This window comes from Arthrobacter sp. zg-Y20 (genome assembly GCF_030142075.1).
Classification (GTDB): Bacteria; Actinomycetota; Actinomycetes; order Actinomycetales; family Micrococcaceae; genus Arthrobacter_B.
The window spans coordinates 1,136,134-1,156,984 of the sequence record NZ_CP126241.1; the positions used below are offsets into that span (position 1 = coordinate 1,136,134).

General features: G+C 65.7%; 19 protein-coding genes. 7 read left to right on the top strand and 12 right to left on the bottom strand.

Annotated features, from left to right (window positions below; genetic code table 11):
- Positions 1 to 161: 161 nt before the first annotated feature.
- The 3 genes from QNO06_RS05550 to QNO06_RS05560 form a co-directional block, all read right to left on the bottom strand.
- Entirely contained in the window at positions 162 to 383 is a 222-nt protein-coding gene (locus QNO06_RS05550) for an SCO4848 family membrane protein (protein ID WP_227914166.1), read from the bottom strand.
- 8 nt (positions 384 to 391) lie between these two features.
- Complete coding sequence (locus QNO06_RS05555; protein ID WP_227914167.1) at positions 392 to 895, bottom strand: DUF2505 domain-containing protein; 504 nt, start codon at positions 893 to 895, stop codon at positions 392 to 394.
- Between the two features lie 109 nt (positions 896 to 1,004).
- Positions 1,005 to 1,697 (bottom strand): hypothetical protein, encoded by a 693-nt coding sequence (locus tag QNO06_RS05560; RefSeq protein ID WP_227914168.1) that lies wholly within the window; start codon positions 1,695 to 1,697, stop codon positions 1,005 to 1,007.
- A 280-nt stretch (positions 1,698 to 1,977) separates the two neighbouring features.
- Here QNO06_RS05560 and mfd point away from each other — a divergent pair, with 280 nt between their 5' ends.
- The gene (gene mfd / locus QNO06_RS05565; protein WP_227914169.1) at positions 1,978 to 5,577 is read left to right on the top strand and encodes a transcription-repair coupling factor; all 3,600 of its coding nucleotides are present in this window, start codon (positions 1,978 to 1,980) and stop codon (positions 5,575 to 5,577) included.
- 25 nt (positions 5,578 to 5,602) lie between these two features.
- Here the strand turns inward: mfd and QNO06_RS05570 are convergent, their stop codons facing one another.
- From QNO06_RS05570 to QNO06_RS05585, 4 genes are all read right to left on the bottom strand, one after another.
- Positions 5,603 to 5,740, bottom strand: coding sequence for a hypothetical protein (locus tag QNO06_RS05570; RefSeq protein ID WP_227914170.1), 138 nt, complete (start codon positions 5,738 to 5,740; stop codon positions 5,603 to 5,605).
- 186 nt (positions 5,741 to 5,926) lie between these two features.
- A complete protein-coding gene (locus QNO06_RS05575; RefSeq protein ID WP_227914171.1) occupies positions 5,927 to 6,178 on the bottom strand; it encodes a hypothetical protein in 252 nt (83 codons plus the stop codon).
- Between the two features lie 40 nt (positions 6,179 to 6,218).
- Complete coding sequence (gene deoC / locus QNO06_RS05580) at positions 6,219 to 6,893, bottom strand: deoxyribose-phosphate aldolase (RefSeq protein WP_227914172.1); 675 nt, start codon at positions 6,891 to 6,893, stop codon at positions 6,219 to 6,221.
- 129 nt (positions 6,894 to 7,022) lie between these two features.
- Positions 7,023 to 7,166, bottom strand: coding sequence for a hypothetical protein (locus QNO06_RS05585; RefSeq protein ID WP_227914173.1), 144 nt, complete (start codon positions 7,164 to 7,166; stop codon positions 7,023 to 7,025).
- Between the two features lie 156 nt (positions 7,167 to 7,322).
- On the opposite strand from QNO06_RS05585, the gene QNO06_RS05590 reads away from it, so the two are divergent.
- The 3 genes from QNO06_RS05590 (at position 7,323) to QNO06_RS05600 (ending at position 10,499) form a co-directional block, all read left to right on the top strand.
- Entirely contained in the window at positions 7,323 to 8,351 is a 1,029-nt protein-coding gene (locus tag QNO06_RS05590) for a hypothetical protein (RefSeq protein ID WP_227914174.1), read from the top strand.
- 169 nt (positions 8,352 to 8,520) lie between these two features.
- Positions 8,521 to 8,925 (top strand): DUF7793 family protein, encoded by a 405-nt coding sequence (locus QNO06_RS05595; RefSeq protein WP_227914175.1) that lies wholly within the window; start codon positions 8,521 to 8,523, stop codon positions 8,923 to 8,925.
- The gene (locus tag QNO06_RS05600) at positions 8,925 to 10,499 is read left to right on the top strand and encodes a putative bifunctional diguanylate cyclase/phosphodiesterase (RefSeq protein ID WP_227914176.1); all 1,575 of its coding nucleotides are present in this window, start codon (positions 8,925 to 8,927) and stop codon (positions 10,497 to 10,499) included. Before QNO06_RS05595 ends, QNO06_RS05600 begins: the two co-directional genes overlap by 1 nt.
- A gap of 38 nt (positions 10,500 to 10,537) precedes the next feature.
- Here QNO06_RS05600 and QNO06_RS05605 read toward each other — a convergent pair whose 3' ends face one another.
- From QNO06_RS05605 to QNO06_RS05615, 3 genes are read right to left on the bottom strand one after another with little or no spacing between them, the layout of a single operon-like run.
- Positions 10,538 to 11,092, bottom strand: a complete 555-nt coding sequence (locus tag QNO06_RS05605) for a dihydrofolate reductase family protein (RefSeq protein ID WP_227914177.1) — start codon at positions 11,090 to 11,092, stop codon at positions 10,538 to 10,540.
- Positions 11,093 to 11,110: 18 nt separating this feature from the next.
- Entirely contained in the window at positions 11,111 to 12,862 is a 1,752-nt protein-coding gene (locus QNO06_RS05610) for a phospho-sugar mutase (protein ID WP_227914178.1), read from the bottom strand.
- Between the two features lie 34 nt (positions 12,863 to 12,896).
- Positions 12,897 to 13,697, bottom strand: a complete 801-nt coding sequence (locus tag QNO06_RS05615; RefSeq protein WP_227914179.1) for a purine-nucleoside phosphorylase — start codon at positions 13,695 to 13,697, stop codon at positions 12,897 to 12,899.
- 91 nt (positions 13,698 to 13,788) lie between these two features.
- Between QNO06_RS05615 and QNO06_RS05620 the strand changes: the two genes are divergently transcribed.
- Both QNO06_RS05620 and QNO06_RS05625 read left to right on the top strand, forming a co-directional pair.
- Positions 13,789 to 15,195, top strand: a complete 1,407-nt coding sequence (locus QNO06_RS05620; RefSeq protein ID WP_227914180.1) for an NAD(P)H-quinone dehydrogenase — start codon at positions 13,789 to 13,791, stop codon at positions 15,193 to 15,195.
- 179 nt (positions 15,196 to 15,374) lie between these two features.
- Positions 15,375 to 16,790 (top strand): MFS transporter, encoded by a 1,416-nt coding sequence (locus tag QNO06_RS05625; protein ID WP_227914181.1) that lies wholly within the window; start codon positions 15,375 to 15,377, stop codon positions 16,788 to 16,790.
- Between the two features lie 141 nt (positions 16,791 to 16,931).
- Here the strand turns inward: QNO06_RS05625 and QNO06_RS05630 are convergent, their stop codons facing one another.
- A complete protein-coding gene (locus tag QNO06_RS05630) occupies positions 16,932 to 18,743 on the bottom strand; it encodes an acetyl/propionyl/methylcrotonyl-CoA carboxylase subunit alpha (protein WP_227914182.1) in 1,812 nt (603 codons plus the stop codon).
- 358 nt (positions 18,744 to 19,101) lie between these two features.
- Between QNO06_RS05630 and QNO06_RS05635 the strand changes: the two genes are divergently transcribed.
- A complete protein-coding gene (locus QNO06_RS05635) occupies positions 19,102 to 20,073 on the top strand; it encodes a putative endonuclease domain-containing protein (protein ID WP_227914183.1) in 972 nt (323 codons plus the stop codon).
- A gap of 87 nt (positions 20,074 to 20,160) precedes the next feature.
- On the opposite strand, the gene QNO06_RS05640 is transcribed toward QNO06_RS05635, so the two are convergent.
- Entirely contained in the window at positions 20,161 to 20,796 is a 636-nt protein-coding gene (locus tag QNO06_RS05640) for a Maf family protein (protein WP_227914184.1), read from the bottom strand.
- Positions 20,797 to 20,851: the final 55 nt, after the last annotated feature.

Below are 20,851 nucleotides of genomic sequence, written 5' to 3' on the forward strand. Positions count from 1 at the left end.
CCAGACTTCCCGGCGCACCGTGAACCAGTCTACCCGGTTCTACGTTGGCGGGTGTCCCGGAAGCCCCTGCAGCGGACTCCGGGGGTCTTCAACGGTCCGGGAACAGCGCAACGCCCCGGAAGGAATCCCTGCCGGGGCGTTGCGGAGAAGCAGCCGGAAGATCAACCGGCCAGTGCCCGGATGCCGATCACTATGGTGGCCAGGCCGAAGACCATGGCGGAGCTGATCTTCATGAGGTTCACCGTCATGTACCGGGTGGCGGCGCCGTTTTCATCTCGGGCCTGCGGAGATTTCAGTACGTCCTTGAGGAAGGAGGGCCAGACCAGGATGGACCACAGGCCGGCGACGATCAGGACGAGGGCCAGGGGCGTGGGAAGGCTCATGGAGATGCTTAGCCCTTCCGGCTTTCGATCCACTTGCCGGCCTGGCCTGCCTGGATGGTCAGCGCCTTGCCGATCATGGGTTCGGCGGCCTTGGCGATTTTGTCGCCGAGGAACGGAATGGAGGAACCGACGTTGCCGTCGACGTCCACCCGGGTGCCTTCGGCCACTGTGACCAGGCGCTGTACGGCCGTCACCTTAAGCGGAACGCCGCCCACGGACAGTTCAACAGCGGCTTCGCGGGTGCCGTCCGCGCCCGGTGCGGCCCACTGTTCCTTCTGGGTGACGGTCAGGGTAGCGCCAACGAACTTCTTGGCGATATCCGGGAGGCGGTCGGTCGGCATGGTGCGCACTGCTGTCAGGACAAAGGCACCTGCCGTGTCGCCCTCCACGGTGGCCGAGACCAGGGAGCCGCCCACGTGTTCGCTGATGCTGCGCAGGAAGTCCTCGTTGGCGAAGGCGTCCGTCACGGTGGCGACGTCGTAGGGCAGGATGGTTGTTGCGTTCAGGGCCATGGGTCCTCCAGAGGTGGGTGCGAACGCCGGCTGAATAACTGCGGGCACGCCCGCCTACCGGCCAACCCTCATCCTAAACCGGACCCGCAGCCGGCCTGTAAACGCCCCCCTACTGAGCGAGGGTCATGCAGCCGGCTGCTTCGCCGTTTTCGCTGCCGCCCGCCTCGAAGATCAGCAGGGAGTGGCCGCCGCCGCTGCCCGGCAGGACCCACGGCACCGTACCGGTGGCCGTGGCATTGCCGGAGGAGTCCGTGGTGAAGTCCACGGCCAGTCCGTTGCCGCCGGTACTGTCCTGCGGATTCTGGACCAACCCGCCGGCATCGGCAGGGTCCGCTCCGCAGGTGCGCTCGTGCAGTTGCGCGGTGAAGGTCATGTCCGGGGAGAAGCCCTGGGCGGTCAGTTCCACGGTGGTGTCCGCATTGGTCTCGGTAACGGTCACGATGCCCTCAGCGTCGTCCGGGATCAGGCCCGCGTTGTAGCTGATGGCGACCGCGTTTTCGCAGTACGGGCCGAAGGTTCCTTCGTTCAGTCCGTCGGTGGGGGATGCGGCCGGGGTTCCGGTGCAGCGTTCATTGGCAGCTGTGCTTCCCGGGATCCCTGCCGCCTGGCAGTTCTCTTCGCCGGGGCTGTTGGGGGAGATGGTGGAGCAGGACGACGCATCCGATGCCGAGGAGCTCGAGCTGCCGGTGGCGGTGCCCCCGCCGTCGCCGTTGGTGCCGGCGCAGGCGCCAAGTGCGAGGGTGAGTACCGCCAACCCGATAGCCCGGAAGGGCGCTTTGCGTGCCGGTGCTTTGCGTGTCATGGGGCAATCCTCCGTTGGTGAAGGCAGCCGCAAGGCCAGCTGCCGGAAAGGAAGCTGTGGGGAACTGCAGTGACGCCAGTGCCTTTCAAGCGTCGCAGGGCGCACAGGGAAAATCCAGCAACGGATTCGATGGGAAGCGCCGGGCCGGAAAACCGTCTTTCCGCTCTCAGCGACAGGTGCGCCGGAGCCCCCAGGCAGCGGGTAGGGTGGAAGAAAACCCCGGGGTTCCGTCTGTGAACTTCGGGTATTTGCGTTGCGTCGTGAAGGAGAAAACACCCCCATGAGCCTGAACGGACTGCGTGCCGCCCTCACCGAGGACCCGTCCTACGCCCGGGTGCGCACCCTTTCCTCCCGGCCGCCCGCAAACCGCAGTGAGGACCTGCAGATCGGTGCGCCGCAGGGCATGCGCGCGGCGCTGCTGGCCGAAGTTGTGGACGGCCTGGCTGCCTCGGGGGCCGGCGACGGCGTGCCCCCGGTGGTGCTGGCCGTGACCGCCACGGGGCGTGAAGCCGAGGACCTGGCCGCTGCGCTGCGCAGCTACCTTCCGCTGGCGGGCATCGAGGAGTTCCCGAGCTGGGAGACGCTCCCGCACGAACGGCTTTCGCCCCGCTCGGACACGGTGGGACGCAGGCTGTCCGTCCTCCGCAGGCTGGCCCATCCGGAAACCGCTCCCGTGCAGGTTGTGGTGGCGCCGGTGCGTGCCGTTGTCCAGCCGCTGGTGGCAGGCTTGGGGGAGCTGAAGCCGGTCGCCCTGAAGGTGGGGCAGGAGCAGCCCTTCGACTCCGTGGTCACCGCACTGTCCGAGGCGGCCTACGCCCGGGTGGACATGGTCTCCCACCGCGGCGAGTTCGCGGTGCGCGGCGGCATCCTGGATGTTTTCCCGCCCACCGAGGACCACCCCATCCGCATTGATTTCTTCGGCGACGAAGTGGATTCGATGCGCTGGTTCGCCGTCGCCGACCAGCGCACCCTGTCAGGTGAGCACATCACCCACCCCAGCGAGCTTTACGCTCCTCCCTGCCGCGAAATCCTGATCACTCCCTCAGTGATGAGCCGGGCCGCGAAACTCAAGGACCAGATGCCCGCAGCGGCGGACATGCTGGAGAAGATCGCCGGCGGTATTGCCGTGGAGGGTATGGAATCCCTCGCACCGGTCCTGGTGGACCGGATGGTTCCACTGATGGGCGAGCTGCCCGCCGGCTCGATTGCCGTGGTGATCGAACCCGAAAAGGTCCGTGCCCGCGCCCATGACCTGGCCGCCACCAACGAGGAATTCCTTGCCGCGGCGTGGGCCACGGCCTCCGACGGCGGCTCGGCGCCGCTGGACCTGTCCGCAGGACTCACGGCGGACCTGAACGCCGCCAGCTTCCGTTCCCTGGCCGAAACGCGCACCGCTGCGCACGCCAACAGTGTGGCTTGGTGGTCCATCACGTCCTTTAACCCGGACGACGAAACCGTGCTGGATATCGACACGCTGACCATCAACGCCCGCGAACCGCGCGGCTACCAGGGTGATGTGGCCGAGATGATGGACTTCATCGGCGGCCGCGTGCGGGACATGTGGCGCGTCGTCGTGGTCACCGAAGGCCCCGGGCCGGCAGCGCGGCTGGCCGAACTGTTCCGCGAGAATGACATCCCCGCCGCCCTGGTGGAGTCCGTGGACACCGAACCGCGCCCCGGCGTCATCGCCATCACCACGGCCAGCGCCGGCCGCGGATACGTCTTCGACACGCTCAAGACCGGGCTCCTCACGGAAGCCGATCTGCTGGGCCGGGCCAGCGCATATTCCACGCGCGACATGCGCAAGATGCCCTCCAAGCGGCGCAACGCCGTGGACCCGCTGCAGTTGCACGAGGGCGACTTTGTGGTCCACGAACAGCACGGCGTCGGCAAGTTCATTGAACTGATCCAGCGCGCCACCGGAGCCGGCGCCAACAAGACCGTACGCGAGTACATGGTGCTGGAATACGCCTCCTCCAAGCGCGGCGCTCCGGGGGACCGGCTGTTTGTCCCCACAGACCAGCTGGACCAGATCACCCGCTATGTTGGCGGCGAAACCCCGGTGCTGTCCAAGATGGGCGGCTCCGACTGGGCCAAGACCAAGAGCCGGGCCCGGAAGGCCGTCAAGGAGATCGCCGGGGAACTGATCCGGCTGTACTCGGCCCGGATGGCCTCCAGGGGCCACGCCTTCGGCCCGGACACCCCCTGGCAGCGGGAGCTGGAGGAAGCCTTCCCCTACGTGGAAACGCCGGACCAGCTGACCACCATCAACGAGGTCAAGGCGGACATGGAGCGCGAAGTGCCCATGGACCGCCTCGTGTCCGGCGACGTGGGCTACGGCAAAACGGAAATCGCGGTTCGGGCGGCGTTCAAGGCGGTGCAGGACGGCAAGCAGGTGGCGGTGCTGGTGCCCACCACGCTGCTGGCCCAGCAGCACATGGAAACGTTCGCCGAACGCTTCTCCGGTTTCCCGGTCCGGGTCGATTCGCTCTCCCGGTTCCAGACCGCCAAGCAGGCCAAGGCCACCATTGAGGGCGTCAAAAACGGTTCGGTGGACGTAGTGATCGGCACCCACCGCCTGCTTTCCCAGGAGGTCCAGTTCAAGGACCTGGGCCTGGTGATCGTGGATGAGGAGCAGCGTTTCGGCGTGGAGCACAAGGAAGCGCTGAAGAAGATGCGCACCAACGTGGATGTGCTGGCCATGAGCGCCACCCCGATTCCCCGCACCCTGGAAATGTCCCTGACCGGGATCCGGGAGACCTCCACCCTGGCGACCCCGCCGGAGGAACGGCACCCGGTGCTGACCTACGTGGGTCCGTACACGGACAAGCAGGCGTCCGCCGCCATCCGCCGGGAGCTGATGCGTGAAGGGCAGGTCTTCTTTGTGCACAACCGGGTGTCCTCCATCGACCGGACCGCCGCGCACCTCCAGGAGCTGGTGCCGGAGGCGAGGATCGCCGTCGCGCACGGCCAGATGAGCGAGTCGAAGCTTGAACAGATCATTGTGGACTTCTGGGAGAAGCGCTTTGACGTGCTGGTGTGCACCACCATCATCGAGACCGGCCTGGACATCTCCAACGCCAACACGCTGATTGTGGACCGGGCAGACCACTTCGGCTTGTCCCAGCTGCATCAGCTGCGCGGGCGGGTGGGCCGCGGCCGGGAGCGGGCCTACGCCTACTTCCTCTACCCGTCCGAGAAGCCGCTGGGCGAGGTGGCGCTTGAACGCCTCAAGGCAGTGGCCACTCACAACGAACTGGGCGCCGGCATGCAGCTGGCAATGAAGGACCTGGAAATCCGCGGCGCCGGCAACCTGCTGGGCGGGGAACAGTCCGGGCACATAGCCGGTGTTGGTTTCGATCTGTACATCCGGCTGGTGGGCGAAGCTGTGGCCGATTACCGCGGCGAGGCTGAGCAGAAGGCCGCCGAGATGAAGATCGAGCTGCCGGTCAACGCCCATCTGCCCCACGAGTATGTGCCGGGGGAGCGGCTGCGGCTGGAGGCCTACCGCAAGCTGGCTTCCGCACTGACCAACGAGGGGATCGATGAGGTCCTGGCCGAACTGGTGGACCGCTACGGCGAGCCGCCGCAGGAAGTGAAGAACCTCATCGATGTGGCCCGGTTCCGGGTGGACGCGCGGGAAGCCGGGCTTACCGACGTTGCGCTGCAGGGCAACTTCATCAAGTTCGCCCCTGCCGACCTGCCGGAATCACGCGTGATGCGGCTGCAGCGGATGTACCCGGGGGCGCAGGTCAAGCCGGCCCTGAACGCGGTGCTCGTGCCGAAGCCGAAGACAGCGCGGATTGGCGGACGGGACCTGATGGATGCCGAAATACTGGCGTGGGCCAAGCAGGTGCTGGACGCCGTTTTCAAGGAGTAGGGGCTCCCCGGGGCTCCCGGGGCGGTCAGCCGGTCACGGCGACCAGGAAGAGTGCGGCGGCGGCCACCAGGCAGGAGACCAGGACCGCGTAGCCAATGAAGGTGATGCGCTGCTGCCGGGCCCGGTCCCGGCGCCATTCCCTGCGGGTCATCATGGTAGTCATGCAGCGAATCTAGGGAGCGCTTCATGCGTGCGCTAAGAGTAAGGGCTACCTGCTTGCCCCGGGCCGCTACTCAGTTTCCCCGGCCGCGGTCCCGCTGCTGCGGGCAGCCTGCGGTGTTAAGCGAGCGATGCACCCGGGCCGGTGGCCTCGGGTGCATCGCTGGTGTGGTGCTGTGTGGTGCCGGACCTACTCGTTGTGGGAGTAGCCCTTGGCCAGTTCGGTAGTGGTGTCCGAACGCCCGATGGTGAAGGCCACGAAGTACATGCCGCAGGCGGCAACCAGCAGGATGGCCATGGGCCAGACGTTGTCCAGGCTCAGCCAGTTCAGCGAGAAGATGGCGCCGAGGAAGACCGCAAACATCACTACGAAGGTAAGGATGTTGCTGACCAGGTGACCCTCGCCTGAGTGTGTCGGCTGCTTTGACCGTGTTCCAACCATGGAGTTCTCCGTTTCAAAAAGTGTTCAGTAGCGTTGCGGGTCAGTAGTCCGACGTGGCTTTGCTTCCATTAACAATAGCGATTCCGGAGCTCGCTCCGATACGCGTGGCCCCGGCGTCGATCAAAGCCTGCGCATCTTCGGCGGAACGGACGCCGCCGGAGGCCTTTACGCCCAGGTCGGGACCGACCGTGCGGCGCATCAGCGCAATGTCTTCCACCGTTGCTCCGCCGCCGTTGAAGCCGGTGGAGGTCTTGACGAAATCAGCGCCGGCGTCAACCGATGCTTCGCAGGCCAGGACCTTCTGCTCGTCGGTGAGCAGCGAAGTTTCGATGATGACCTTCAGGATGCCGCCGGCGGCGTGGACGGCGTCGGCGACGGCGGCGATGTCACGGACCAGTGCGGCGCGGTCATTGCGGCGTGCTGCGGCAATGTCGATGACCATGTCGATTTCGTCGGCGCCGTCCTGCAGTGCACCCTGGGCTTCGAAGACCTTGACCTCGGTGGTGGTGGCGCCCAGGGGGAACCCGATCACCGAGCAGGTCAGTACGCCGCTGCCCTTCAGGGCGTTACGGACGGTACCTACCCAGAGCGGGTTCACGCATACCGACTTGAACTGGTATTCGGCGGCTTCGGCGCAGACCCGCAGGATGTCCTCGCGGCCGGCCTCGGGCTTCAGGAGCGTGTGATCAATGTACGAGGCAATGGGGGTAGGCATGGATCTATCTTGCCACAGGGGCAGTGGTGGAAAGCGGCGGGAATGCGGCGGGAGTCCCTCGGAGCCCAGGAAAAAAATAAACGGCCGGGCCCCGAAATCGGGCGCCCGGCCGTTTAGAGCGGTTCGTTTTTAGTAGTAGCCGGGCCAGTTGCCCATCAGCTGTACATGAGTGCTGCCCGGAGCGGCCGATACAGTGGCAGCCGAAGCCGGCGCGGCCGCGCCCGCTCCGAGGAGGACAGCGGCCAATAGTGCTGCTGCACCAAGTTTTTTCATGGAGTGCTCCTTGGGGGAAAGTTCATTCAGGGTGGGACAATTGGAGTGTAGCTATGATTAGGATCCAATTGATGTGCGGCGCGCGTTCTTTGGTGAATGCTGAGCAAATATTTTATGTAACCGTTGGACCTTGACCCCTGAAAGAGGCCTGCAGCGTTGGAACAGAATCCAGTCGTTATAGTCAACGAGTATCGAGCACAGCAGGCCAAGGCTGAGCATGACTATGCAAAGGCTATTGAATACTCCGCAATTGCCCGCGATGCAGCCCTAAGTGACGGCGACAAGTGGGCGTTTCACCGGTCATCTTTCAATATCGCTCATTTTCAGTACGCACTGGGACGAATGGACGACTGCATTCGCACCATTGAGGAACTCGTGAAGCATCCTGCCATAACTGAATACCCTGAGTTGGTAGCCCAGGCCCGGACGCTGCTTGCCCACGCACTGCAGAACAACGGTGCGAGTGATCGAGCGTTCATCGCTGCCGAAGAAGCCGCAAGTCTGGTTCCGGATGAGTCGGGACAGCTCCGTTTGGTACTCCAGCATTCCATCGTTTCCACCCTCGCTGAGAAGGGTGAATCAGAAGAAGCGTGGCGGGAAGCACTCGTAATGGATACCCTGGTTGGCCCGGAATCGGGCGTAAGGGATCGCGGCATGGCTTATTGGGCCATCGGAAATGCCGGCTTTATGTCCGGACGTATCACCGAGGGACAGGAGTATCACGACCGAGCGGCAATCGACCTCGTTCGTATCGGCGACGTGAATCTGTGGGCACTCTTTAACAAGGCTGCTGCCAATATGCGCCTTGAAGCAGGTCTCATAAACAGCGCGACACTTGAATGTGTTGAACGGGCAGAGGTTGCTATTTCGGTTGTGGGCGGCAACGTTGCGGACAAGGTGGAAATCCTCTTGGCACGCGCCCATTGGGAATACGCGTCAGGGAACTTGGAGGTCGCAGAGAACAAGCTCCGTGAGGTTGTGGCCCAAACCAAGGAGATGTTCCCGTATATTCGGGCCCAGTCCCTTCAGCTGCTCAGCGGGTGCCTGCTGCAGGCGGGCCGAAAGGGCGAGGCGCTCAAAGTCGCGCTGGAAAGCGAGCAGATCTTCCTGGAAACCGGCGCCGCCGAGCGTGCGTTCCAAGTCCGTACATTCATTGACACCATGGAAGCAGCCCGCGAGCAATAGGCCCCTTCGAAATCAGGGTGCAACACAACCACAGGAACTCGATATTTAAGCATTGAAGGCGCACAATACAAGCACGGTCTCCGAACTACCGGCGGCGGCGCTATCAGTTATTCCAATACGGCGAGGCATACCGCTGCATAGAGGTCCCGCGCGGCGACTTGGGGGAAACATGGCTAGATACGAGGGGCACCCGACAACGGTGCAGTACCCGCCCGCGCCCGGATCCATGGACGTTCATCTGTCCGAGGAGGGGCACCTGGTGCTTGAGCTGCCGCCGGGCGAGGTTGTGACGGGCACCATGGCCGAGATTGCGGCCGACAACATCATCAGGATGGCCAGCAGCGGTAAGTTGCCGTTGCTCCTGACCCTGTCCGGTGTCGAATCCATCACCCGGGGTGCCCGGGAGGTATTCAGTGCTGCGCGCTCCCTCTCCGCCGTCGCCGTCATCGGTGTTTCACCGGTTGACCGCGTTATCGCCAACTTCCTTCTGGGCGGGGAAGTCCAGCCCTGCCCCACCCGTTATTTCTCCTCCGAGGCGGACGCCCTGATCTGGCTGGAACGGTTCGCCTCGTGATGGCGGATCAAGATCAGGCAGCACCCTCGGCATATAACGACGACCGGTTGAACAAGATCGTGGAGGGCATTGTCAGCATTGCCGCCGGCGATCTGTCTGCCCGGATTCCCATATCGGCTGCCCGTGACCAGGTGGACGCGGTCAGCACCGGTATTAACCTGCTGGCCGCAGAGCTGGATGACATCTACCGCGACTTTGAGCAGCGCGTGGAAAACCGCACCGAGGAATTGCGGGAGGCCCATGCCCAGATGCAGCACATGGCACTCTCGGATCCGCTCACCGGCGTCGCAAACCGGCTGGCGCTGATGCAGGTAACCGAAGATGCGTTGAGCGAGTGGAACGGTGCGGAGCCTGCGCCTGCAATGTTGATGATCGATCTCGATGGGTTCAAAGACATCAACGACAGCTTCGGCCACAACGCGGGGGACCGCGTCCTTCAGGAGGTTGCCGTGCGGCTGCTCCGCGCGGTGCCGCCGAGGAGCACCGTGGCCCGGCTCGGCGGGGACGAATTTGCAATCCTGCTGCCGCGCGTGAATCGTTTGTCCGCCCGTGCAGCGGCAGAGCGGCTTCAGGAGGCACTGAGCATCCGTACCGAGGTGGAAGAACTGGATGTGTGGCCGCGGGCCAGCATCGGGGTTCACCTGGCCGAAGCAGGGCAGTCCGCCACCGATCTCCTCCTGCGTGCCGACACCGCAATGTATATCGCGAAGGATGAGGGCCCCGGGATGGTCCGGGCCTTCGAACCGGTCATGCTGTATGCCCGGCAGCTGCGCCGGGACATGGTGTCCGAACTGCGCAACGCCGTGGAACGCAACGAATTCCGGCTGGACTACCAGCCGGTGGTGGACCTGGCCAGCGGGCGGATGCAAGGCGTTGAGGTCCTGCTGCGCTGGCAGCATCCCACACAGGGACTGATCATGCCGGACGCTTTTATCCCCCTGGCTGAGGAGTGCGGCGCCATTGGGGGCATAGGCCGCTGGGTGCTGCGGTCTTCCCTCGAGCAGTTGGCGGCTTGGCGGGCCGCCGGAAACGACCAGGACGGGTTCCACATCCGGGTCAACGTCTCCCCGTCTGAGTTGCAGAGCATGGACCTGGTGGACTACGTCCGCGCCCAGCTGCGGGAAACGGGAGCAGCTCCGCGGGATCTGGTCCTGGAAATCACCGAGAGTGCGTTTGTAGGCAGCGGAGACGTGGAGACGTACTCCATGAAGTCACTCAAGGCACTGGGAGTACGGCTGGAAATCGACGACTTCGGAACCGGGTATTCCTCCATCAGCTACCTGCGGCGACTGCCCGTGGCCACCGTCAAGGTGGACCGGGCCCTGATTGCCACCATCAGCCGGGACGAAGGCCAGCTGAAATTCGTGGACGCCGTGCACCGCCTCATTCAGGCGGCCGGGATGGAAGCCGTCTTTGAGGGCATTGAAACCCGTGACCAGGCCCGCCTCCTGCGCCAGATGGGCTGCTCCAGTGCGCAGGGCTACTTCTTCAGCCGCCCGCTGTCGGCTGAGCAGGTGGGAACCCTGCTGGCCAGCGGCAGTCGTCTGCCCCTGGCCACCGAACTACTCGCCTGACTGCACGCCGCCGGCCAAGCGCCCTCCGCCGCCCGAGCTTACTTCTGTACCCGGTAGTGGAGGAACACCACACCATTGCCGAAGCGCTGTTCCTCCACCAGCTCCAGGTCCAGGCGGAGCCCGGCCGGCAGGAAACGCTTGCCGCCGCCGATGATCACGGGGGAGAGCAGCTGCTGCACCTCGTCCACCAAGCCGGCCTGCAGCGCCTGCGCGGCGAGGGCCGCTCCGCCCACCGAGACGTCGCCGTCGGACGCCTCAACGAGGGTCCGTACGGCGTCGGGGTCGAAGTTGTGCTCCAGCCGTGTGCGCGGTGCATCCAGTTCCGTGAGGGAGCGGGAATACACCACTTTGTCCGCTGCCTGCCAGATCCGGGCATACTCCTGGATGGCTTCGGGCTCGTCCGGCGGCACGGAATCCCAGTACGCCATCACCTCGTACAGTTGACGCCCCAGCAGAAACGTCCGCATGTTGCGGTCCAGTCCGTTGACGAAGCGGTGCACCTCTTCGTCGGGCATGCTCCAGTCAAAGGACCCGGACTCGTCCGCAATGTAGCCATCCAACGAGGTAATGCCTGTGTAGATCAGCCGTCCCATGCCGGTCTCCCGTTTAGGTTAGAGTCCCAGGGCCGTCCGTACATCCGCCAGCACGGCGTCCAGCGCAGCGCGTGCCTTGGCACGGGCGGCCGGCAGCTCCTCGGCCGAAGCCACCGGCTCAATTACCTCGAGGTAGCACTTGAGCTTTGGCTCGGTTCCACTGGGGCGGATGATGACCCTAGTGTTGTCCCGGGTAATGTACCGCAGTCCGTCGGTGGGCGGCAGGCCCGCGTCGCCCAGGGAAAGGTCGACGGCGGATTCCACCTCGGAGCCGGCAAAAGACACGGGAGGGTGTTCGCGCAGGCGCTGCATCATCTCGGTCAGGAGGCCGAGGTTGTCCACCCGGACGGAGAGCTGGTCGCTCTGGTGCAGGCCGTGGGCCAGGGCCAGGTCGTCGAGCTCATCGAAGAGGGTGCGGCCGGCGGCCTTCAGCGTCGCGGCCAGCTCGGCAATCAGCACACCGGCGGAGATGCCGTCCTTGTCCCGCACCAGTCCGGGAGCCACGCAGTAACCCAGGGCCTCTTCGTAGCCGTAGGTCAGCTTCGGCACCCGCGAGATCCACTTGAAACCGGTGAGGGTCTCCTGGTGCTCAAACCCGGCCGCTTCGGCGACCCGGGCCAGCAGGCGGGAGGACACGATGGAGTTGGCGAAGACCACGCCTTTACGGCTCTTTTCGCCGCGGACCTTCCACCGTCCCGCAGCGATCCGGCGGGAGATATGGCGGCCGAGCAGGGCCCCCACTTCGTCGCCGCGCAACATCCGCCATTCATCCGTGGCCGGGTCCTTGGCGGCGACGGCGGCGCGGTCGGCGTCGGGGTCATTGGCCAGGACCAGATCCGCATTCCGTTCGACGGCCAGTTCCAGGGCCAGGTCCAGCGCGCCGGGTTCCTCGGGGTTGGGGAAGGCTACGGTGGGGAAATCCGGGTCCGGCAGTGCCTGCGCGGCCACCAGCGCCACCGAGGTGAACCCGGCTCCGCGCAGCACCGACGTCATGGTTTCGCCGCCGACGCCGTGCATGGGTGTCAGCACAATGTCCAGGTCCCGCTCGGGGTAGCCTTCGGGGTGCATCAGCCCGTCCACGGCGCCGATGTAGTCAGCCACGAGGGATTCGGAGACCTCGGTGTAGCCGTCCGGTGCCAGCTCGATTGAGTCCAGCGGCGCCGTGTAATCGATCCGCGCCGCGATCTCGGCGTCGTACGGCGTGACAATCTGGGCGCCGCGTCCCGGCCCCTTGACCGTGCGGCCGCCCAGGTACACCTTGTAGCCATTGTCCCGGGCCGGATTGTGGCTGGCGGTAACCATCACTCCGGCGTCGGTGTCCAGGGCGCGTACGGCATAGGCCAGCAGCGGCGTGGGCAGGGTGCAGGGAAGCAGGAACGTCTCGATGCCGGCAGCGCCGAACACCGCAGCGGTTTCCAGCGCGAAGTCCCGGGACTTGTGCCGCGCATCGTAGCCAATCACGGCGCTGGGGGTCCAGTTGTCCCCGGCGGTGTCCTGCAGGAAGGACGCGATGCCCGCAGCCGTGCGGCGTACCACCACCCGGTTCATCCGCATGGGACCGGCGCCCAGTTCCGCCCGCAGCCCCGCGGTGCCGAATTCCAGCGTGCCGGCAAACCGGTCGGCCAGGTCGTCGGCCGCTTCGGCGTCGTTGGTTTCCAAAGCGCGGAGCACGGCGCGCAGTTCCGCCGCGGTATCGGTGTCGGGGTCACTCGCTGCCCATGCTTTTGCTGCGGCAACGAGTTCATCCAGTTCAACGGAATTCATAGTCATGATGTGTACCTTGCTGGGCAACGGCGGAGCGCCGCTAGATCCGGTTGATGATTTCGGCGAGCAGCTTGGAGATGCGGGGGCCGGCGGCCTGCCCGGCTTCCAGCACCTCCTGGTGGCTCAGGGCCACCGGGCTGATGCCCGCGGCGAGGTTGGTGACCAGGGAGATGCCGAAGACCTCCATGCCGGCGTGCCGGGCAGCAATGGCTTCCAGTGCGGTGGACATGCCCACCAGGTCTGCGCCGATGGTCTTGGCGTATCGGACCTCGGCCGGGGTTTCGTAGTGCGGGCCGGTGAACTGCGCGTACACGCCCTCGTCCAGGGTGGGATCCACGCTGCGGGCCACCTCCCGCAGGCGCGGGGAGTACAGATTGGTGAGGTCCACGAACGTTGCCCCCTCCAGCGGGGAGGTGGCCGTGAGGTTGATGTGGTCGCTGATGAGCACCGGGGTGCCGGGTTGCCAGGCCGGGTTCAGGCCGCCGCAGCCGTTGGTCAGGACCATGACCTTGGCGCCGGCGGCGGCTGCGGTACGCACACCGTGCACGACGGCGCGTACTCCCTTGCCCTCGTAGTAATGGGTGCGTGCGCCCAGGACCAGGGCACGCTTGCCGTCGGGAGTGAGCACCGAACGGATGGTGCCGACGTGGCCCTGAACGGCAGGGGCGGAGAAGCCGGGGATGTCGGAGGCGGAGAGGGTGGCAGTGGTCTCGCCGATGAGCTCCGCTGCTTCCCCCCAGCCGCTGCCGAGAACCAGGGCAATGTCATGGGAGGGCACACCGGTGTGCTCGGCAATGTAGTCGGCGGCCTGCTGGGCAAGTTCAAATGGGTCGTTAGTCACACCTACAACCTACCGTCTTCACACGCTGGCCGGGTGCGGGGCCGGCGGCGCCGTTTGAGCGCCGTCACGGGATGGGACACAATAGAGCCTTGTGACGAGCCAACTAGATTTCACTGCCCGGAAAATTGCCATCCTCGGAGGTGGCCCCGGCGGCTACGAGGCCGCCCTGGTGGCCGCATCCCTCGGGGCGGACGTAACCATTGTCGAGCGGCAGGGACTGGGTGGCTCTGCGGTGCTCACCGACGTCGTTCCCTCCAAGACCCTCATCGCCACCGCCGATGTGATGACCCGCATGACTGCCGCCCGGAACCTGGGCGTTGAATTCGGCGATATTGCCAGCCCGGTCTTCGCTGACCTGAAAGTGGTCAACCACCGCCTGCTGGCGCTGGCCAAGGAACAGTCCAATGACATCCGCCGCACGCTCGAACGCGTGGGCGTAAAGGTAAAGATCGGTGCCGGCCGGCTGCTGAACAACACCACCATTGAGGTCACGGCCGACGACGGCACGGTCGAAACCGTCGAGGCCGAGGCCCTGCTGATCGCGACCGGCGCCAACCCCCGCGAGCTGGACACCTCCCTGCCCGACGGTGAGCGCATCTTTACCTGGAAGCAGATCTACAACCTCACCGAGGTGCCCGAACACCTGATTGTCATTGGTTCCGGCGTGACCGGAGCCGAGTTTGCCAGCGCCTACAACGGCCTGGGCACCAAGGTCACGCTCATCTCCAGCCGCGACCGGGTGCTGCCGGGCGAGGACGCGGATGCCGCCGTCGTACTCGAAGACGTGTTCCAGGCCCGCGGCATGACGGTGCTCAGCCGTTCCCGCGCCGATTCGGTGAAGAATACCGGCGACGGCGTGCTGGTCACCCTTTCCGACGGCCGCACCGTGGAAGGCAGCCACTGCCTGGTGGCCGTGGGCGCCATTCCCAACACCGCCGGCATCGGCCTGGAAGAGGCCGGGGTGCAGCTGGATGACCGCGGCCAGATCAAGGTCGACGGCGTCTCCCGCACCACGGCGCCGAACGTGTATGCCGCGGGCGACTGCACCGGCGTCTTCAACCTGGCGTCCGTGGCCGCCATGCAGGGCCGCATCGCCGTGGCGCACCTGATGGGCGACGGCGTGAAGCCGCTGAAGCTCAAGCAGGTTGCCTCAAATATCTTCACGTCACCGGAAATCGCGTCCGTGGGCGTTTCCGAAGCGGACGTTGCCGAAGGCCGCTACCAGGGCGACGTCATCAAGCTCTCGCTGCACACCAATGCGCGGGCCAAGATGATGGACGTCAAGGAAGGCTTCGTAAAGATCATTTCCCGCAAGGGCTCCGGCACCGTGATCGGCGGTGTGGTTGTGGGTCCGCGTGCTTCCGAGCTGATCTTCCCCATCGCGCTTGCCGTGACGCAGAAGCTCCACGTGGATGACCTGGCGAACACCTTCACGGTTTACCCCTCGCTCACCGGCTCCATTTCCGAGGCGGCTCGGCGCCTGCACGTACATATGTAGCGTTTTACGCTTCCCCATCCCGCGTCCGCGGCGGAGTATTCCGACCGCGGGCGCGGGTTTTTTGTGCCCGGAATATGACAAACGCCGAAACATTGTCCACTATCTGGAATCGAATCTCAGATAACGGACGCCGTTGCCTACGATGTGGATACTTCAATTCCTCTTGCGAAAGACTCCCAATGCCTACTACGAATCGTTCTGCGGAAGCGGTGCCGGCCAAGGCCAATTCGAAGAGCCGCGTGATCGTTGCCAGCCTGATCGGCACGTCCATTGAGTTCTACGACTTTTACGTTTACGCCACGGCTGCCGTCCTGGTCTTTCCCCGGCTGTTCTTCCCGAACGCGGAAGGTGCCACAGCCCTGCTGAGCTCGTTTGCCGTCTTCGGGGTGGCCTTTATTGCCCGCCCGCTGGGGTCGATCATCTTCGGGCATTTCGGAGACAAAGTCGGCCGCAAGGGGACCCTGGTGGTCTCGCTGCTGACCATGGGCATTGCCACCTTCCTGATCGGGTGCCTGCCCGAGGCCAAGGACGGGTGGGTCATCCTGGCGCCGGCGCTGCTGGTAGTGATGCGCTTCGCCCAGGGCCTGGCCCTTGGCGGGGAGTGGAGCGGCGCTGCCCTGCTGGCGACCGAGAACGCACCGGCCAACAAGCGCGCCGTCTGGGGAACATTCCCGCAGCTGGGCGCTCCCATCGGCTTCATCCTCGCCAACGGGTTGTTCCTGCTGCTGAGCTTCCAGCTCACCCCCGAACAGTTTGACCAGTGGGGCTGGCGCGTGCCGTTCCTGGCCAGCGCCGTCATGGTCATCATCGGCCTGTACGTGCGGTTGAAGCTGGTGGAAACCCCGGCGTTCCAGAAGGCCGTGGACTCCGGCGAAGTGAGCAAGCTGCCGCTGGGACGGGCGTTCCGCTTCAGCTGGCGGCAGATGATTGCCGGCACCTTCATCATGCTGGCCACCTATGTCCTCTTCTACCTGATGACTACCTTCACCCTCACCTACGGCACTGCGGCGAAGACGGAAGAGGCGGCACGTGCCGCCGCCGAGAAAGCCAACAAAGCCTTCGACCCCGAGACCTTCTCGGCGGGCCTGGGCTATGCCCGCAACGACTTCCTGATCATGCTGATTGTTGGCGTCGTGTTCTTCGGAATCTTCACCCTGGTGGCCGGGCCGCTGGCGGAGAAGTTCGGCCGCCGCAAGACCCTGCTAACCGTGACCGCGGGGATCTTCCTTTTCGGCTTCACCTTCGCGCCGCTGTTCTCCGGCGGCACCGTGGGGGTCATGACCCTGCTGATCATCGGCTTCACCCTGATGGGACTCACCTTCGGTCCGATGGGCGCCATGCTGCCGGAACTGTTCCCGACCAACGTCCGCTACACCGGCTCCGCCATTGCCTACAACGTCTCCTCGATCCTGGGTGCGGCCGTGGCACCGTTCATCGCCGTCGCCCTGTGGCAGGCCGCAGACGGCAGCCCGTGGCTGGTGGGTATCTACCTCAGTTCCATGGCGGTGCTGACCCTGGTGGCACTGTTTGTCACGAAGGAAACCCGCGACGTCGACTACGAGAACAACACCAGTGAGGCCGTGAAGGTCCGCTAGGCAGGCTCCGGCCGACAGCTGTTCAGCGGCAGGGCAAAGGCCCGGTTCCCCCAGGGAGCCGGGCCTTTCCGTTGTGCTGTGTTGTCTCGCGCGCGGGCCTGTGTTGCCCTGGCGCGGGCCTGTGGGCCTGCGGGCCCGGGCCTAGTCGGCGATGGTGGCGATGACGGCGCCGGCGGACACGGTTGCACCGGGCACCGCCGTGAGCCCGGTGACGGTGCCGGACTTGTGCGCGGTCAGCGGCTGTTCCATCTTCATGGCCTCCAGGACGACCACCAGGTCGCCCTCGCGGACGGCCGTCCCGTCCTCCACCGCCACCTTGACGATGGTGCCCTGCATGGGCGAGGTCAGGTCATTGCCGGCTGCTGCCGCGGAAGCACCGCCGCGGGAACGCTTGCGGCCCTTGCCGCTGCCGCCGTTGCGGGCACCGTTGGACGCGCCGTTTCCGGCACCGCCCAGCCCGGCGGGCAGCACAACCTCAAGCCGTTTGCCGCCCACTTCCACGGTCACTCGGCGGCGTTCGTCGTCGTCGTTCGCTTCGCCCGCCTCGCCGCTCCAAGCCGGCAGGGAGTTGACGAACTCGGTCTCGATCCAGCGGGTGTGGACACCGAAGCCGGTTTCGGAGGTGAAGGCCGGGTCGGCCACCACGGCGCGGTGGAAGGGCAGGACGGTCGGCATGCCAACGACGTCGATCTCCGCCAGGGCGCGGCGGGCACGCTGGAGCGCCTGGCTGCGGGTGGCGCCGGTAACAATCAGCTTGGCGAGCATGGAATCGAAGTTTCCGCCCACCGTTTCGCCGGCCTCAATACCGGAATCGACCCGGACGCCGGGGCCGGTGGGCAGCTTGAACGCGGAGACTGTGCCCGGCGCCGGCATGAAGTTGCGGCCCGGGTCCTCGCCGTTGATGCGGAATTCAAAGGCGTGCCCGCGGATTTCCGGGTCCCCGTAGCCCAGGCCTTCGCCGCGGGCAATGCGGAACTGTTCGCGGACCAGGTCCAGGCCGGTGACTTCCTCGGACACCGGGTGCTCCACCTGCAGGCGGGTGTTTACTTCCAGGAAGGAGATGGTGCCGTCCGTGCCGACCAGGAACTCACACGTGCCTGCACCCTGGTAGCCGGCCTCTTTCAGGATGGCCTTGGACGCCGTGTACAGGCTGGCCGTCTGTTCCTCGGTGAGGAACGGGGCGGGGGCTTCCTCGACCAGCTTCTGGTTGCGGCGCTGCAGGGAGCAGTCGCGGGTGGAAACCACAACGACGTTGCCGTAGGCATCGGCCAGGCACTGGGTTTCCACGTGCCGCGGTGCGTCCAGGAAGCGCTCGATGAAGCACTCGCCGCGGCCGAACGCCGCAGTGGCCTCGCGGACCGCGGAGTCGAACATCTCGGGGATTTCCGCGCGGGTGCGGGCCACCTTGATGCCGCGTCCGCCGCCGCCGAAGGCAGCCTTGATGGCCAGGGGCAGGCCGTGCCGGTCAGCGAAGTCCAGCACGTCCTGGGCGGACTCGACCGGATCCGGGGTGCCGGGTACCAGCGGGGCGCCGACCTTGGCGGCAATGTGCCGGGCCTGGACCTTATCGCCGAGTGAGGAGATGGCGCTGGGGGAGGGGCCGATCCAAGTCAGGCCGGCGTCGATGACGCGCTGGGCAAACTCGGCGTTTTCGGAAAGGAAGCCGTAGCCGGGATGGATGGCATCTGCGCCGGAGCGCGCCGCGGCGTCGAGGATTTTGTCCATGTCCAGGTAGGACTCCGCGGCGGTGCTGCCGCCCAACGCGTAGGCCTCATCGGCGAGGCGTACGTGCAGCGCGTCCCTGTCGGGGTCGGCATAGACGGCAACGGCGGCAAGGCCTTCATCACGCGCTGCGCGGATTACCCGGACGGCAATTTCGCCGCGGTTGGCAATGAGGATCTTGGTGAGTGCCTTGGCGGAGGTCGCGGCAGGCTCGGGGATGTTCTGGCTCATTGGTGCACTGGCTCCTTTTGATCTGTTCGGAGCCTAGCGCGGTTTTGTGGTCTCGGGCCATAATGCGTGCTGTTTCTGCGTGGGACGCGGCTGTTCGTTGTGGGGATTCTACAAAGACAGACGGCTTGCCCGCCGCTTCGGCCGCGGTGCTCCTTCCGTGCAGCTGGTGCCGCCTGCGCCGCTTCGGCCCACCTTCTGCGCAGCTGATGCTGTCTGCGCGCGGCCGTGGTGCACCTTCCGTGCAGATGATGCTGTCTGCGCCGGCCCGAACCAGCATCAGCTGCACACAGGCCGCGTCCGAGCCCGGCGAGGCTGTGGAAAACGGCTTTGCGGGCTAAGGGCAATCTGTAATAGAGCCATGCCGAAGCCGCAGCCCTTGCCGGAGCAATTTGCCGCCCCCTTTGCATACTCAGAGGCCAGGGCCGCCGGGCTGAGTGTTGCCCGGCTCCGCGCATCGGACCTGCGTACTCCCAGCAGGGCAGTACGGGTTCCCCAGACGGCGGTGTTTGACCTGGCGGCCGGGTGCCGCCCGTACCTGCAGATGCTTCCGGACGCCGTCATCAGCCACGGAACAGCTGCCAGGCTGCACAGGCTGGCCGTGCCGCGCAGGATTACCGAGGAACCCCTGCTCCACCTCAGCCGGAGCCCGAAATCCGCGCCCCCGCGACGGCGCCATATCCGCGGGCATCGGCTGGTACTGGCATCCAACGAGGTTACGTATATTGCGGGCCTTCCTGTCACATCGGTTGGCCGTACCTGGCTGGACTTGGCCGGTGTTCTGTCCATCGAGGAGCTCGTCATGGTGGGGGACCAGATAGTGAGCGAACACCACCGCAATTTCGGGCCACCCCGCCGGCCCATGGTTCCGCTGGCAGAGCTGCGGGACCTGGTCGAGCGGCGGTCGGGTACACCCGGCGTGCGCCGCAGCCGGCAGGCGTTGGGGCTTGTCCGGGTGGGGGTGGACTCCCCGCCCGAGACCCGGCTTCGGTTGATGCTGGCCAAACATGCCGATCTGCCGGAGTTCCTGCCAAACGTTGCCCTGCTCGATGACTACGGGCGGCCGCAGGTCTGGACGGACTTGGGCTGCCGGGAATTCCGCACCTGCCTTGAGTACGACGGTGCGCACCACCTCACTCCGGACCAGCAGGCACGGGATCACTACCGCGACCTGAGGACTGCCGAACTCGGATGGCACCAGGTGAAAATCAGCCGGACCGATCTGGCCCAGGGATCGTTCCGGGTCGCGCCAAGGTGCGGCGGGGACTGGTGCTGGGCGGATGGAGGCCATTGGGCTGATGCGGCCCGCGCCTGCCACCTGGTGTGCAGCTAATGCACCCTGAAAAGAGTGCAGACAGCATCAGCTGTACGAAAGGTGCGCGGGGTGGGGTGCTGCAAACCGCCGTCGGGAGCCGAGGACCTACTTCCAGAGATCGATGATCCGCACCCCTGCACTGGACAGCAGCTGGCGCAGCGTGGACACGGACAGCCCGACGACGGCGTGCGGGTCACCGACGACCCGCTCGATGAAGGCGCCGCCCAGGGAATCGATGGTGAAGGATCCGGCCACCTGCAGCGGCTCGCCCGTGGCGATGTACGCCTCGATTTCCTCATCGGACAGCTTGGCGAAGTGCACCTCGGCGGAGCTGACCGCGCCGAGGGTTGCGCCGGACCCGTCCTCGTCGTTGTCGCGGCAGTCCACCAGCCAGTGCCCGGTGTGCAGCACCCCGGAGGAACCGCTCATGCGCCGGATCCTGGAACGGGCGACGTCGGCCTCCCACGGCTTGCCGTGCGCCTCGCCGTCGAACTCGAACACCGAGTCGCAGCCGATCACCAGGGCGCCGTCCGCCTCCGGCCGTGCGGCCACGGCTTCGGCCTTGGCGCGGGCCAGCAGCAGGGCGGTGTCGTGCGGGTCGGTCAGCCCGTAGCGGGCGGTGACGGCATCTTCATCCACGTCGGATACAAGGACCGTGTGGGCAATGCCGGCGTCGGTCAGCAGTTTGGTGCGGGCGGGGGAGGCGGAGGCCAGGATGAGGCTCAGGTTCGGGTTGGTCACGGCATCCAGCCTAGTGCCGGCGGAAGCCGCCGGGAAAACGCCGCCGGAGCCGGTT

Coding starts and splice junctions, on each gene's coding strand:
- QNO06_RS05570 (WP_227914170.1), bottom strand. CDS start 5,740: ATGACTACCATGATGACCCGCAGGGAATGGCGCCGGGACCGGGCCCGG.
- QNO06_RS05560 (WP_227914168.1), bottom strand. CDS start 1,697: ATGACACGCAAAGCACCGGCACGCAAAGCGCCCTTCCGGGCTATCGGG.
- QNO06_RS05575 (WP_227914171.1), bottom strand. CDS start 6,178: ATGGTTGGAACACGGTCAAAGCAGCCGACACACTCAGGCGAGGGTCAC.
- QNO06_RS05605 (WP_227914177.1), bottom strand. CDS start 11,092: ATGGGACGGCTGATCTACACAGGCATTACCTCGTTGGATGGCTACATT.
- QNO06_RS05585 (WP_227914173.1), bottom strand. CDS start 7,166: ATGAAAAAACTTGGTGCAGCAGCACTATTGGCCGCTGTCCTCCTCGGA.
- QNO06_RS05630 (WP_227914182.1), bottom strand. CDS start 18,743: ATGAGCCAGAACATCCCCGAGCCTGCCGCGACCTCCGCCAAGGCACTC.
- mfd (WP_227914169.1), top strand. CDS start 1,978: ATGAGCCTGAACGGACTGCGTGCCGCCCTCACCGAGGACCCGTCCTAC.
- QNO06_RS05555 (WP_227914167.1), bottom strand. CDS start 895: ATGGCCCTGAACGCAACAACCATCCTGCCCTACGACGTCGCCACCGTG.
- QNO06_RS05550 (WP_227914166.1), bottom strand. CDS start 383: ATGAGCCTTCCCACGCCCCTGGCCCTCGTCCTGATCGTCGCCGGCCTG.
- deoC (WP_227914172.1), bottom strand. CDS start 6,893: ATGCCTACCCCCATTGCCTCGTACATTGATCACACGCTCCTGAAGCCC.
- QNO06_RS05635 (WP_227914183.1), top strand. CDS start 19,102: ATGCCGAAGCCGCAGCCCTTGCCGGAGCAATTTGCCGCCCCCTTTGCA.
- QNO06_RS05595 (WP_227914175.1), top strand. CDS start 8,521: ATGGCTAGATACGAGGGGCACCCGACAACGGTGCAGTACCCGCCCGCG.
- QNO06_RS05600 (WP_227914176.1), top strand. CDS start 8,925: ATGGCGGATCAAGATCAGGCAGCACCCTCGGCATATAACGACGACCGG.
- QNO06_RS05625 (WP_227914181.1), top strand. CDS start 15,375: ATGCCTACTACGAATCGTTCTGCGGAAGCGGTGCCGGCCAAGGCCAAT.
- QNO06_RS05610 (WP_227914178.1), bottom strand. CDS start 12,862: ATGACTATGAATTCCGTTGAACTGGATGAACTCGTTGCCGCAGCAAAA.